The organism is Microcoleus sp. A2-C3 (genome assembly GCF_036706065.1).
Classification (GTDB): Bacteria; Cyanobacteriota; Cyanobacteriia; order Cyanobacteriales; family Microcoleaceae; genus Microcoleus.
Genome location: NZ_JAUBVX010000023.1, coordinates 1 through 12,842 on the forward strand (window position 1 = coordinate 1; position 12,842 = coordinate 12,842).

Annotated in this window: 12 protein-coding genes; 9 read left to right on the forward strand and 3 right to left on the reverse strand. The window is 47.0% G+C overall.

Annotated features, from left to right (window positions below):
• The first annotated feature begins 164 nt into the window (after window positions 1-164).
• The 5 genes from QUB66_RS14340 (at window position 165) to nirD (ending at window position 5,935) form a co-directional block, all read left to right on the forward strand.
• Window positions 165-1,145, forward strand: coding sequence for an ABC transporter ATP-binding protein (locus QUB66_RS14340; RefSeq protein WP_332968395.1), 981 nt, complete (start codon window positions 165-167; stop codon window positions 1,143-1,145).
• 180 nt (window positions 1,146-1,325) lie between these two features.
• Window positions 1,326-2,114 (forward strand): ABC transporter permease, encoded by a 789-nt coding sequence (locus QUB66_RS14345; RefSeq protein ID WP_265239004.1) that lies wholly within the window; start codon window positions 1,326-1,328, stop codon window positions 2,112-2,114.
• Window positions 2,115-2,266: 152 nt separating this feature from the next.
• Window positions 2,267-2,572: a four helix bundle protein gene (locus tag QUB66_RS14350; protein ID WP_265239005.1), complete on the forward strand. Its 306-nt coding sequence runs from the start codon at window positions 2,267-2,269 to the stop codon at window positions 2,570-2,572.
• Window positions 2,573-2,866: 294 nt separating this feature from the next.
• The gene (gene nirB, locus QUB66_RS14355; protein WP_332968394.1) at window positions 2,867-5,416 is read left to right on the forward strand and encodes a nitrite reductase large subunit NirB; all 2,550 of its coding nucleotides are present in this window, start codon (window positions 2,867-2,869) and stop codon (window positions 5,414-5,416) included.
• 159 nt (window positions 5,417-5,575) lie between these two features.
• Window positions 5,576-5,935 carry a nitrite reductase small subunit NirD gene (gene nirD, locus QUB66_RS14360; protein WP_265239007.1) on the forward strand — a complete coding sequence of 120 codons (360 nt, stop codon included), beginning with the start codon at window positions 5,576-5,578 and terminating at the stop codon, window positions 5,933-5,935.
• A gap of 39 nt (window positions 5,936-5,974) precedes the next feature.
• On the opposite strand, the gene QUB66_RS14365 is transcribed toward nirD, so the two are convergent.
• Window positions 5,975-6,130 carry a hypothetical protein gene (locus QUB66_RS14365; RefSeq protein WP_332968392.1) on the reverse strand — a complete coding sequence of 52 codons (156 nt, stop codon included), beginning with the start codon at window positions 6,128-6,130 and terminating at the stop codon, window positions 5,975-5,977.
• 113 nt (window positions 6,131-6,243) lie between these two features.
• On the opposite strand from QUB66_RS14365, the gene QUB66_RS14370 reads away from it, so the two are divergent.
• Window positions 6,244-8,340, forward strand: a complete 2,097-nt coding sequence (locus tag QUB66_RS14370) for a HEAT repeat domain-containing protein (protein WP_332968390.1) — start codon at window positions 6,244-6,246, stop codon at window positions 8,338-8,340.
• Window positions 8,341-8,558: 218 nt separating this feature from the next.
• On the opposite strand, the gene QUB66_RS14375 is transcribed toward QUB66_RS14370, so the two are convergent.
• Window positions 8,559-8,975, reverse strand: coding sequence for a hypothetical protein (locus QUB66_RS14375; RefSeq protein WP_265239009.1), 417 nt, complete (start codon window positions 8,973-8,975; stop codon window positions 8,559-8,561).
• A gap of 255 nt (window positions 8,976-9,230) precedes the next feature.
• Here QUB66_RS14375 and QUB66_RS14380 point away from each other — a divergent pair, with 255 nt between their 5' ends.
• The 3 genes from QUB66_RS14380 to QUB66_RS14390 all read left to right on the forward strand — a co-directional run bounded on the left by QUB66_RS14380 (window position 9,231) and on the right by QUB66_RS14390 (window position 11,819).
• On the forward strand, window positions 9,231-11,000 hold the full coding sequence (locus tag QUB66_RS14380; RefSeq protein WP_332968388.1) for a S8 family peptidase: 1,770 nt from the start codon (window positions 9,231-9,233) through the stop codon (window positions 10,998-11,000).
• Window positions 10,997-11,218 carry a hypothetical protein gene (locus QUB66_RS14385; RefSeq protein WP_265239012.1) on the forward strand — a complete coding sequence of 74 codons (222 nt, stop codon included), beginning with the start codon at window positions 10,997-10,999 and terminating at the stop codon, window positions 11,216-11,218. Before QUB66_RS14380 ends, QUB66_RS14385 begins: the two co-directional genes overlap by 4 nt.
• A 412-nt stretch (window positions 11,219-11,630) precedes the next feature.
• A complete protein-coding gene (locus tag QUB66_RS14390; protein ID WP_332968387.1) occupies window positions 11,631-11,819 on the forward strand; it encodes a hypothetical protein in 189 nt (62 codons plus the stop codon).
• 68 nt (window positions 11,820-11,887) lie between these two features.
• On the opposite strand, the gene QUB66_RS14395 is transcribed toward QUB66_RS14390, so the two are convergent.
• The gene (locus tag QUB66_RS14395) at window positions 11,888-12,676 is read right to left on the reverse strand and encodes an SDR family oxidoreductase (RefSeq protein WP_265239014.1); all 789 of its coding nucleotides are present in this window, start codon (window positions 12,674-12,676) and stop codon (window positions 11,888-11,890) included.
• Window positions 12,677-12,842 lie beyond the last annotated feature (166 nt).

Below are 12,842 nucleotides of genomic sequence, written 5' to 3' on the forward strand. Positions count from 1 at the left end.
AACATGGCTCAAGCTCAACGTCTCGCTGGCTTTAGTTGTAGCATACTCAAAGATCTGTTTAGAATGAAATAGCCCTGCGATCGTGGATATCTTACAATTATCTCCATCTTGGCACAAGCCGATCGCAAAATCGCAGATTAAAATAAAAGTTAAAAGTTAAGCCAATGCCAATTATCTTAGTTAAAGACTTAAGTAAGGTTTATCCCGTAGCGATTAAGGAACCGGGACTGAAAGGAACTATGCAGCACTTTTTTAAGCGCACTTACCGCAATATCAAAGCAGTTGAGGGCGTTTCTTTCAGTATTGAACCTGGGGAAGTGGTGGGGTTTCTGGGCGCTAACGGTGCGGGAAAAACAACGACGCTGAAAATGCTGACTGGTTTGATTTATCCGTCTGGTGGTACTGTCAGTGTGTGCGATCGCACTCCTTTCCGCCGCGAAGCAGATTTTCTGCAAAGAATCACCCTAGTCATGGGGCAGAAACAGCAGTTAATTTGGGATTTACCCGTGCTCGACTCTCTGCGAATCAATGCCGCAGTCTACGGCATTCCCGATGCAGATTATCGGCAGCGAATCGGAGAATTGACAGAAATGCTGTCACTAGAAGGCAAGTTAAATCAGGCGGTACGAAAGCTGTCTTTGGGGGAACGCATGAAAGCTGAATTAATGGCGGCGCTACTGCACCACCCGGAGGTATTATTTTTAGATGAACCGACTTTAGGTTTGGATATCAACGCACAGTTTAGTGTCAGGCAATTTCTGCGAGAATATAACGAACGCTATCAAGCAACGGTGCTTTTGACAAGTCACTACATGGCTGACATTACTGCTTTGTGCAAGCGCGTTTTGTTAATCCATGAAGGGCAATTAATTTATGATGGCAGTTTGGACGGATTGCTCGACAGGTTTGTACCTTATCGGGAAGTTCAAGTAAAATTAGCTAATCCGCTGGCAAAAGATAGCGCTTTTGGTTACGGCGAGGTAGAATCAATTGAAGGTGATTCAGTGCGGTTTTTGGTAAAAAGAGAGGAGCTAACAGGGAGCGTCTCGAAGATGTTGGCGGAGTTAGAAGTAATAGATTTGACTGTTACTGATCCGCCAATTGAAGAGGTTATCGGTCGAGTTTTTCGCACCGGAAAAGTGTAATTAATGCGAGCGCTTTGGTGAATAAAATTAACCACAATTCTTGTAGGGGCGGGTTCACAAACAATCTGTAATTCACATCCAGAATATAAATAAACCCGCCCCCACCCATCGACAGAATTCGATCGCCGGGAATTCAATGTGCACGATATAAGTATAAATTTACATGATTTGATACGCTCTATGAAAAAAATCATCAGAATTGCTAAAACTTTGCTGATTACCTACTACGCTTATATGGTCGAATACCGGGCGGAATTGCTTTTATGGGTTCTGTCGGGAGCTTTGCCGTTTATCTTGATGGGCGTGTGGATGCAAGCGGCTCAAAATGGGCAATTTGGGCTGAATTCGATCGACTTTGCCCGTTACTTTTTAGCAGCTTTTATCGTCAGACAAACAAATGTTGTATGGGTGATTTGGGAGTTTGAAAAACAGGTAGTGCAAGGGACTTTATCTAATAAGTTGTTGCAGCCTTTAGATCCAGTATGGCATCACTTCGCGTCTCATGTTTCCGAAAGGTTTGCAAGGGTGCCTTTTGTATTCGGATTGGTGCTGCTATTTTTTGCACTTTACCCGCAGGCTTTTTGGCTGCCGAGTTTGGGCAGGTTTTTGTTGTTTGTGTTGGTTCTCGTCTTGGCTTTTTGCTTGCGGTTCCTGATCCAGTATACCTTTGCGCTGTTTGCTTTTTGGATCGAGCGCGCAAGTGCGATCGAACAATTCTGGTTTTTGATTTACCTGTTTTTATCGGGACTTATTGCGCCACTAGAAGTGTTTCCCGCACCCGTGCGCGAAGTAGTTTTGTGGACTCCGTTTCCTTATTTAATTCATTTCCCAGCTTCAATTTTGATAGGATTACCCGTAGATATTGGCCGCGGTTTGTTGGTGATGCTGGGTTGGGGTGCGCTGTTTTTTGTGTGGAATCGCTGGCTGTGGCGGCAGGGTTTAAAGCAGTATTCGGGTATGGGAGCTTAAACAGTTGACAGTTGACAGTTGACAGTTGACAGTTGACAGTTGACAGTTGACAGTTGACAGTTATCAGTCATTGACAGTTGACAGTTGACAGTGGATAATGGATATTTAGGGAACAATATCTGGTGCTATCAACTATCAATTATCAACTGTCAATGACTGATAACTCACCACTAAAAAATAAATCTTTTGCCTTTGCCCTCCGAACGGTTAACCTATATAAATACTTGTCTATCAATAAAAAAGAATATGTATTGTCGAAACAACTACTACGATCTGGAACAGCTATCGGTGCATTAGTTAGAGAAGCCGAACAAGCCGAAAGCAAAGCCGATTTTATTCATAAACTAGCTATTGCCCTCAAAGAAGCCAACGAAACAGAATACTGGATATTGCTACTTCGAGAAACCGATTATCTCACTCCAAAAGAAAGCGAATCAATCTTAAACGACCTAAAATAACTCCTAAAACTACTAACCAGCATCATCAAAACAACCAAACAAAAACTCAATAACAGTTGACAGTGGACAATTGACGATTGACACTGGACAGTGGATATTTAGCGAACAATCTCCGGCGCTGTTAACTATCAACTGTCCACTGTCCACTGTCAGCAGACATCATGCAAAAATGCGATCGCAATCATTCAAGAATTGCATAAAAATTAATTTTTTGTATCCATACATACAAAAATTTACAAAAAAGTCTTCTATTAATAAAGCCAAGGACTGATAAATGAGATAAAAGAGATTCTAATGACAGCCAAAAAAAACCTGATTGTAATCGGCAATGGCATGGTAGGTCACAAGTTCCTAGAGTTAATGGTAAGCTCGGATGCTGCCAAAGACTGGAATTTAATTACTTTTTGTGAAGAAGCGCGCGTTGCTTACGATCGCGTAAACCTCAGCGGATTTTTCTCTGGCAAAACAGCGGGAGATTTATCTCTAGTTGCACCAGGATTTTATCAAGAAAATGGCATTGAAATTCATATCGGCGACAAAGCAGTCGCTATCAATCGGGAACAAAAAACAGTCACTTCTGCCAATGGTTTAGAGGTTCCCTACGACAAAATTGTAATCGCCACAGGTTCCTATCCATTTGTGCCACCCATCAAAGGCAAAGATGCTACGGGAACTTTTGTTTACCGGACAATTGATGACTTGGAGGCGATGTCAGATCATGCTAAAAATTGCCAAATTGGTGTAGTAATCGGTGGCGGTTTGTTGGGTTTAGAATGCGCGAATGCTCTGCAAAATATGGGATTGAAAACTCATGTAGTTGAGTTTTCGTCGCGGCTGATGCCTGTACAAGTTGATGAGGTTGGTGGCGCGATTCTTCGCAGCAAAATCGAAGAGTTGGGGGTTTCGGTTCACACCAGCAAATCTACAACGGAAATTGTCAGCGAAAATGGCAAAGTTACTAAGATGCTGTTTGCTGATGGTTCGGAATTGGCAACGGATATGATTGTGTTTTCTGCTGGTATTCGCCCGCGCGATGAAATTGCTAGAACTTCTGGGATAGAAGTAGGAGAACGTGGTGGTATTGTGATTAATGATAGCTGCCAAACTTCTGATTCTGATATTTATGCGATCGGCGAATGTGCACTTTATCAAAATCGCATCTACGGTTTAGTCGCGCCTGGGTACACAATGGCCAGCGTCGCCGCCGATATTTTGGGCAGTGCAGCGGATGACGGCACTAGCACTTTTACTGGTGCGGATATGTCCTCGAAACTTAAACTTTTGGGCGTGGATGTTGCGAGTTTTGGTGATGCTTTTGCCAAGTCTCCTGATGCTAAAGAAATTGTGGTTGCTGACACTTTCCAAGGCATTTACAAAAAATTAGTTTTAAATCAAGACGGTAGCCGGATTTTAGGCGGAATTCTCGTCGGAGATGCTTCTGCTTACGGCACTTTGCTGCAATTCATGCAAAATGAAATTGCTCTCCCGCCACATCCTGAAGATTTGTTGATGCCGCCGCGCGAAGGGGGATCACCTGCGGGTTTTGGTGTGGAGAGTTTGCCTGATTCGGCTCAAATTTGTTCTTGTAATAATGTCAGCAAGGGGCAGATTTGTGAGGCGATTCGCGATCGCAATTTAACTGATGTTGCCAGCGTCAAGAAATGCACTCAAGCTGGTACTGGTTGCGGCGGCTGCGTGCCTTTGGTGACGGATATCTTTAAGTCCCAGATGAAGAAAGCCGGGTTTGCAGTCAAGAATCACCTCTGCGAACATTTTGAGTATTCCCGTCAAGAATTGTACCATTTGGTGCGCTCTCAAGAGCTTAAAAGCTTTGAGGAGTTGATGGAAAGACACGGGAAAGGTAAGGGCTGCGAAATTTGCAAGCCTGCTGTTGCTTCGATGCTGGCTTCTACCTGGAATGACCATATTTTAGAGAAGTCTCATGTCGGTTTGCAAGATACGAATGATTACTATTTGGCAAACATTCAACGCGACGGTACTTATTCGGTGGTGCCGCGTGTACCGGGTGGAGAAATTACGCCGGATAAGTTGATTGTTTTGGGAGAAGTTGCTAAGGATTTTGGGCTTTATACTAAGATTACTGGGGCGCAACGGATCGATTTGTTTGGGGCGCGTGTGGATCAGTTGCCCCTAATTTGGCGCAGGTTGATCGATGCGGGATTTGAGTCGGGACACGCTTATGGCAAGGCTTTGCGGACTGTAAAATCTTGTGTTGGCAGCACTTGGTGCCGCTTTGGGGTGCAGGATTCGACGAGTTTGGCGATCAAGGTTGAATTGCGATATCGCGGTTTGCGAGCTCCTCACAAATTCAAGTCTGCTGTTTCTGGCTGCACTCGCGAATGCGCGGAAGCTCAAAGCAAGGATTTTGGAATTATTGCGACTGAGAATGGTTGGAATTTGTATGTGTGCGGCAATGGCGGGATGAAGCCGCAGCACGCGGTTTTGTTGGCGGCTGATATTGATCAGGAAACTTTGATTAAGTATGTCGATCGCTTTTTAATCTTCTATATTCGCACGGCCGATCGCCTGGAACGTACTGCTACATGGTTTAATAAGCTTGAGGGCGGGATTGAATACCTGAAACAGGTGATAATTGAGGATTCTCTGGGCATTTGTGCTGAGCTAGAAGCGCAGATGGAACATTTGGTTAATACTTATCAATGCGAGTGGAAAACGACGATTGAAGACCCGCAAAAGGTGCAACGATTCCAGCATTTTGTGAATTCCGATTTGCCAGATCCGAGTATTGTTCGTGTTGAGGAACGGGGACAAACTCGCCCTGCTTATGAGCATGAAAAGGCTCTGGTTGGAGTTTCGGAATAGTAAAATCCCCGATTAGAGTCGGCGGTTGAAACCGCCCCTACACAAACGATGTCCGAGCGAGCGAGGGACTGAAGAAAATCTCTTTCCCAGGCTCTGGCTGGGAATGAATTCCCGGAGGCAGAGCCTCCTCAAAATTGTATTTAATTAACAGGAAAAAAAATGGTTCAATCATTACAAGTTACCGAAACTGTGACAACTTGGGTAGATGTATGTTCCCTGGATGCGATCGCCCCGAATACAGGTGTTTGTGCTTTAGTTGCCGGCCAACAGGTGGCAGTTTTTCGAGTGGGAAATGGGGATGAAGTTTATGGTTTGAGCAATTACGACCCGTTTAGTAAGGCTTTTGTGTTGTCGCGGGGACTTGTGGGCGATCGCAGTGGCACTCTGAAAGTTGCTTCTCCGATTTACAAGCAGAATTTTAGCTTGGCTACTGGGCAGTGTTTGGACGATGAAACAGTAACAATTCCGACTTTTAGGGTTCGGGTGGCAGGCGATCGCGTCCAAGTAGCTGTTACCTAGATTCAACGCCCCAATTATTCGAGATCCATCCGCCAACACCTAACATTCCGATTCGGTGCTGGCGGATTTTGCATTGGGGGCGATCGAGCCAGTAGTTTTGGTATAAAATAGAGATGCAGACAACGGTTGAAACCGCTTTTTGTCAAACGATGTCCATGCCAAGCGGACTGAGAGAGGATAACGTATTTCAACCACTCGGTCTTCAACCCGCAGGCGAGTAGGTGTTGTGTGTGTAGAAGCCGTTTCAACCGCGAGCGTCTTCTTTCGGATTTTCAATGGAAACAAACTTTAGGGGGTAGGATATCAGTATGTTGTTAAAAAAACTTGTTTCCGAAAATAATCCCCAGACAGTGGCAGAGTTAATCGACGCACAACTCAAAACAGATCAATTGACTGGGGCGCAACTCAAAACACAAGTTTTCGGCCAGCACTGGCGAGACGAATCTTTGCACGAATTCCTCCGAGAAATTGCAGCCAAGCTCGACCAAGAAACAGCGAGCGAAATTATAGAATATTTGACAACTCAAAACGGTCAACAAGAAAAGTTTATTAATTTATTTTTAGCAGCTAAATGCCTGTCAAAAGTCAAAAATGGCATCAATGAAACCACAGAAAAAAAACTGTTAAACGCTTTAAAAAAGCTATCGCAATACGGCACGGTTTTCCTAATTCTTTATCAAAGCGCTGAAGAATTGCAGGAAACTTATCAAATTCGCTATCGATCGATCGCCGCGATCGCCCAAACTTGGAAAAACGACCCGCAAACGCTGCCCTGGCTGAAAATACTGGCACACTCCAGCGACAGTGGCGAAGTCCGGGCCACAGCAGTCAAAGCCATAGCCCGCGGTTGGCCCGACGAGCCTGAAATTTACCTGATGCTCAAAAACCTCGCCAAATTCGATCAAAACTGGGCAGTGCGATCGGCCGCCATCCGAGAAATGGCTTCTGGTTGGCCCTCTAACAGCGATACTTTGCCACTGCTGGCGGCCCTGGCTCAGTCCGATCGCAGTCCGGCAGTCCGCACCTGTGCACTGGAACAGTTGGCATCTAATTGGCGCGATCGCACAGATACCTTGCTGCTGCTGAGAACCGCTGCCGAATCCGACGAAAATTTGGGAGTGCGAGTCGTAGCGTGGCAAGAAATAGCTAGAGGTTGGCACAGCGTTTTAGGCACGGCCTCCCAGCTCAAAAACCTTGCCCACACAGGAAGTTCTACCCTGCGAACAGTAGCGGTGCGGGAATTGGCAGCAGGCTGGCCCGCCGATGCTGAGGTTTGCTTACTGCTGAAAACCCTAGCCACATCTGACAGCAGCGAAGAAGTGCGTACAGCAGCGATCGAAGAATTGGCCTCACGAAAGGGGCCGGGCGAACCAGACATTTACCCGCTGCTGAGAAGTCTCGCCGAGTCCGACCAGAGTTCCACCGTCCGGCAGGCAGCAGTCCAAGGAATTGCCTCTGGCTGGCCATCTAATCCGGCAACTCTGGCTTTTTTGCGAAATATAGCTACGGGCGATCGCGACGCCGAACTGCGCGAAATAGCCCTGCAACAGATTGCCGCAGGTTGGCCCGACAGCCCCGATACATTGCCCCTGCTGCAAAAAATTGCTGCCTCAGACGATTATTGGACTGTGCGGCAAGTGGTAGTTGTAGCCGCAGCCACTTTACCATCAGCCAGTCTCGAAGTCTTTGAGTGGTTGAAAAATCTGGCTGAATCAGACAGACACATCAACGTCCGAGAAACTGCGGTGGAACAGATAGCAAGAGGCTGGCGGCATCGGGGCGAGACGCTGCCTTTTTTCAAACAACTGGCGGAGTCGGAACGGGATGCTCACTTGCTGAGCGTGCTGGTGCGAGAGATAGCGCGGGGATGGCCAGAAGAGCCGGAAACCTTGGCTTGGTTGAAAATTCAGCTTGATGCTGGAGATGAGGAGGTGCGGGAAGTGGCGGTGCAGGAACTCGCTCGCAACTGGCCTTCGGGTGCTGAAACTTTGCGGATTCTGGAGGCTAAAGCAGAGGGCGATGAGAGTCCGGCCCTCAGACAAATCGCTTTGCAAAAGTTAGCGCGGGGGCGGACAAATGAGCCTCAAACTTTTGAATGGCTGAAAATTAGGGCCGCCCAAGATGAAGATTCGCAGGTGCGGGCGATCGCCCTGGTAGAGTTAATCCGGGGATGGAAGGACGAACCGGGAATGTTTGAGTTTTTGCGCCAGAGAGCTCTTACTGATCCCTGCAATCGCACAGGTTCTTTTGCTTACAATCCCCGGTTTACAGCACTCGAAGCAATTGTCGAACATTATCCCGAAAATGCGGAAACTTTGCCGCTGGTGCGATCGCTCGCAGTTACGGATGCAGACGAGCAAGTGCGGGCTTTAGCGGGCCGCAGGTTGGGTAGCGAAGACTGGTAATTCAGTTGACTGTTGACTGTTGACTGTTGACTGTTGACTGTTGACTGTTGACTGTTACCTCTACCTGGAAGGAAGAGGATTGGAGTAATGAATAGTCTGATTTTAATTTCTCTCTACAAGGGTTCCGGCTTTAAACCAATTCTTTCTGGTAATTAGTCATCAGTCATCAGTCATTAGTCAAAACAAAATGATTCAGAAGTTGTGCTGATTGGATGATTTCAGAGGAAGCGCTGCAATTCCTGCTGCAAATACTTTGCCCATTTAGTCGCTAGAGGAATTTCGGTAAAAGGAACCTGCACCGCCGCAGCATCTTTCAACAAAAACTCTAGCACGATCGCACTTCCAGAATTCGGTGGCGACTCTAAATCAACTGGCTGAGAGTTGACTAACAACCGCAGCGACTGTACATTTTTCAAAGAAAAAGTTTGCAAATTCACAGGCCCGCTGCGAGTAGGCTTTCCCCAAGTTAAACTATCTTCTTGCTGACCGAGTACAGCATAAATATCGTACTTTGCCTTAGCGAATTGTTCCGCCCAGACGCGATAAGCTTCCAGTTTTTGATACTCGTTCCATCCAGCCCAAGCCATCCCGATAAAAATTGCCAGCAGTGGCAGCCACATTAAACCTCTTTCCATGCAATATCCTTGTTGAAAATACTCCAAGTTTTGTTTGCCATCTGGTTTAATGATACAATTGATTGAACTCTGCAAACTTGCTCGGCAATTTAAACTAGAAATTACACCAATTTACGATCGCACGGGCAGCCACCGCCACCACATACCAAACGCCCGCCCGCGAGTTTGACCTGAGCCACAACCCAGAAAACTGGCGATCGCGATGAAAATTCGGTTATTCTGGTGAACAAGCCTTCCCTAAACGGACGATCGGCAATGAAAAAGTTTTTCCTTCTGTGCTTATTTTTAATCGGGCTCGGCTGGGCGATTTCTAATTTCCCAGGACTTGCTACTCAAGGCACTTACGACTCGATTGTGCTGGATTTCCGCGAAGATATCGGTAATCCTGATATTGCAAAACGAGTAGAAGAACTCGCCCAGCAGTACAAAATCGCACCCCAACTCAACAGTGAGTTTTCTAAAGAGGATAATGTATATGTTGTCAAGGGCGATCGCACTTTGCTAAACGCCCTGAGAAAATCAAAGTTGGCTAAAGATACCGAATACATTGAACCGAACTACATTTACAGCGCTTACGAGATTCCCAACGACCCCATGTATGCCAAGCAGTGGAATCTCCGCAGCATCAACGTAGAATCGGCTTGGAACGAAACAAAAGGCAGCGGCACAACAGTAGCGGTAATTGATACCGGCATTACTCCCGTCGCCGACTTAAAAGAAACCAAATTTGTACCGGGCTACGACTTTGTAAACGATCGCGCCGAAGCCTACGATGACAACGGCCACGGTACTCACGTTGCGGGTACAGTCGCCCAATCAACTAACAACAACTACGGCGTCGCAGGCATCGCTTACGAAGCAGCTTTAATGCCGCTGAAAGTATTAAGCGGCAGCGGCGGCGGTACAGTTTCCGACATTGCTGAAGCAATTAAATTTGCAGCAGACAACGGTGCAGATGTCATCAACATGAGTTTAGGCGGCGGTGGCGAAAGTCAATTAATGGCAGAGGCGATCGACTACGCCCACTCTAAAGGCGTTGTGATCATCGCAGCCGCCGGTAACTCCGGCGACAGTTCGGCATCCTATCCCGCCCGCTATCCCCACGTCATCGGCGTTTCCGCCCTCGGCCCCAACGAAGAAAAAGCCGATTATTCTAATTTCGGCGCGGGTGTTGACATTTCTGCCCCCGGTGGTTCTGAACTGGGCAAAATTCTCCAAAGTACGATCGACCCAGAAACCGGCGCCGAAATCTTTGAAGGCTACCAAGGCACAAGCATGGCGGCTCCCCACGTGGCAGGCGTTGCAGCACTTATCAAAGCATCGGGCGTCACAGAACCAGACGAAATTCGCAGCATACTCTTGCAGTCCTCGCGAAATGTCACAGAAGACCCCTTAAACCATTTTGGTTCGGGACACCTAGACGCAGGCGCAGCAGTTCAGCTAGCCCAGCGCGGACAAATCAACTTCCGCGATTTCTTCCGCTGGGTGCGCGATAACGGCTATCTCAACCCTCGCTTCTGGATCGACGGCGGTGCAGTCGCCCTGTTGCCAAAAATTGCAATGGTGCTCGGTTCTTACCTGCTGGCTTTCATTATGCGGAATTATTTTCCGTTCCAGTGGACTTGGGGCTTTTCCGGCGGCTTGATGGCTGGAAGTTCTGGGTTCTTTTTCCTCCGCAACTTGTTTGTATTTGACTTGCCACAGTGGCCGATGAGAATCATGGGCAGTTCTATTCCCGAACTCGGCGGTGCAATTAACGGTAGCAGTATGCTGAATCCCTTGTTTGCTAGTGTTTTGATTCCGGGGATTTTGATTGTTTTGCTGTTGGGACATCAACAGTGGAAGTGGATTGCGATCGCAATGTCGATCGGCTTTGCTAGCTGTTTAGCTGTGAATGCTGTGATCTCTCCCGCAGTCTGGGGATTGGGAACTGGTTTAGTAGCACAAACATTCTTGATTGTCAATGCTTTGTTGTGTTTTGGATTGGCACATTTGGCACTTAAAACAGAGGCGCAGTCAGCATGAGTATTACTGTCAAAGGCAAAATTGAACGCCAAGGATTAGGCCCTGGTACCTGGGCTTTGGTTGGCGAAGATGGAGAAACTTATGAACTTAAGGATGCTCCTTCTGATTTGAAAAAAGATGGTTTAAAAGTCAGTGTCAAAGGTATAGTCCGCAAGGATGTGATGACTTTTGCGATGATCGGCCCGGTGCTTGAGGTGCAGTCCTTTGAAGTCTTGTAGCTCGATCGACTAATCCAGCTTTCGATCAAAAAAAACCCCGGCCTTCATTGGCTGGGGTTTATTAATCAGGGTGCATCTACTAATTTAATGTCCGGCCAGACAGCACCTCATTCAGGAAAGTTTGGCAGAATTTGCGATAATTTTTGGCGGTGCGATCGACAAAAAAAAACCCGGCCAAAATTGGTCGGGAGTTAATTAATCAGGGTGCATCTACCAACTAAGCTTCCTGAGAATTCCAGCGGAATCCGGAAACTCACCTCAAATTTGTTCAGCATCAGCCTTAACACAAAAAAAACCCGGCCAAAATTGGTCGGGAGTTAATTAATCAGGGTGCATCTACTAATTTAGTCTCCGATACCACCGCACCTCTTTCGGGACAGTTTCGGAAAATTTCGGGAATTTATGGCTGGATGTGCGATCACTCAAAAAAAACCCGGCCAAAATTGGTCGGGAGTTAATTAATCAGGGTGCATCTACTAATTTAGTCTCCGGTAGCACCCCACCTCTTTCGGGACAGTTTCGGAAAATTTGCGGGAATTTATGGCTGGATGTGCGATCGCTCAAAAAAAAACCCGGCCAAAATTGGTCGGGAGTTAATTAATCAGGGTGCATCTACCAATTAAGCTTCCTGAGAATTCCATCGCCATCCGGAAACTTACCGCTGAAAACTCAAAACTCTTTTCGATGAACCAGAGTTGCGGTAGCTTGGTCTGTCGGAACTAGCAAGACTTCGCTAATATTGACGTGGGGCGATCGCGTGGCGCAAAAATATACTACATCGGCTACATCATCCGCCGTCAAAGGTGTAAGTCCTTGATAGACATTCTTCGCCTTGTCTGAATCGCCGTGAAACCGGACATTGCTAAATTCTGTTTCCACCAAACCCGGTTCTATTTCCGTCACCCGCACCGCTGTTCCCAAAAGGTCTTGTTTCAACCCTTCAGAAATCGCTCTCACCGCTGCTTTGGAAGCGCAATAAACACTACCTTTCGGATAAGCTTGGCGGCCTGCTATTGAGCCGATATTCACTACGTGGCCGCGGCCTCGGCTGACCATTCCCGGTACGATGTAGCGAGTCATGTAAAGCAAGCCTTTCACATTGGTATCAATCATTTCTTCCCAATCTTGAAAGTTGCCTTCGTGCAGTTTGTCTAAACCGCGGCTCAATCCGGCATTGTTAATCAGAATATCGATGTTTTTCCAGGCATCGGGGAGCGCAATTATCGCTGATTCGACTTGCGGGCGATCGCGCACGTCCAATTCTAGCAAATAAATATCGTTCGCCGATGCGACCAATTTTGCCTCTACAAGTTCGCTTGCCAGTCGATCGAGCTTTTCCAGACGGCGGGCTGCTAAAATTAGTTTGGCTCCACCTTTCGCGAATATCTTGGCGCAGGCTGCTCCAATACCGCTACTCGCACCCGTAATGAAAACAATTTGATTTTGGATAGAAATCATTTTTTGTCAGTTGTCAGTTGACTGTTGGCTGTTGACTGTTGGCTGCTGTCAGTTGTTAGTTGACTGTTGTCAGTTGTTAGTTGACTGTTGTCAGTTGTTAGTTGACTGTTGTTCCCAATTCCCAATTCCCCATGCCCCATGCCCCATGCCCCATGCCCCATGCCCC

Excerpts from the sequence above, each read along its gene's own strand:
- QUB66_RS14340 (WP_332968395.1), top strand. The coding sequence starts at position 165 with ATGCCAATTATCTTAGTTAAAGACTTAAGTAAGGTTTATCCCGTAGCG.
- QUB66_RS14345 (WP_265239004.1), top strand. The coding sequence starts at position 1,326 with ATGAAAAAAATCATCAGAATTGCTAAAACTTTGCTGATTACCTACTAC.
- QUB66_RS14350 (WP_265239005.1), top strand. The coding sequence starts at position 2,267 with ATGACTGATAACTCACCACTAAAAAATAAATCTTTTGCCTTTGCCCTC.
- nirB (WP_332968394.1), top strand. The coding sequence starts at position 2,867 with ATGACAGCCAAAAAAAACCTGATTGTAATCGGCAATGGCATGGTAGGT.
- nirD (WP_265239007.1), top strand. The coding sequence starts at position 5,576 with ATGGTTCAATCATTACAAGTTACCGAAACTGTGACAACTTGGGTAGAT.
- QUB66_RS14370 (WP_332968390.1), top strand. The coding sequence starts at position 6,244 with ATGTTGTTAAAAAAACTTGTTTCCGAAAATAATCCCCAGACAGTGGCA.
- QUB66_RS14375 (WP_265239009.1), bottom strand. The coding sequence starts at position 8,975 with ATGGAAAGAGGTTTAATGTGGCTGCCACTGCTGGCAATTTTTATCGGG.
- QUB66_RS14380 (WP_332968388.1), top strand. The coding sequence starts at position 9,231 with ATGAAAAAGTTTTTCCTTCTGTGCTTATTTTTAATCGGGCTCGGCTGG.
- QUB66_RS14385 (WP_265239012.1), top strand. The coding sequence starts at position 10,997 with ATGAGTATTACTGTCAAAGGCAAAATTGAACGCCAAGGATTAGGCCCT.
- QUB66_RS14395 (WP_265239014.1), bottom strand. The coding sequence starts at position 12,676 with ATGATTTCTATCCAAAATCAAATTGTTTTCATTACGGGTGCGAGTAGC.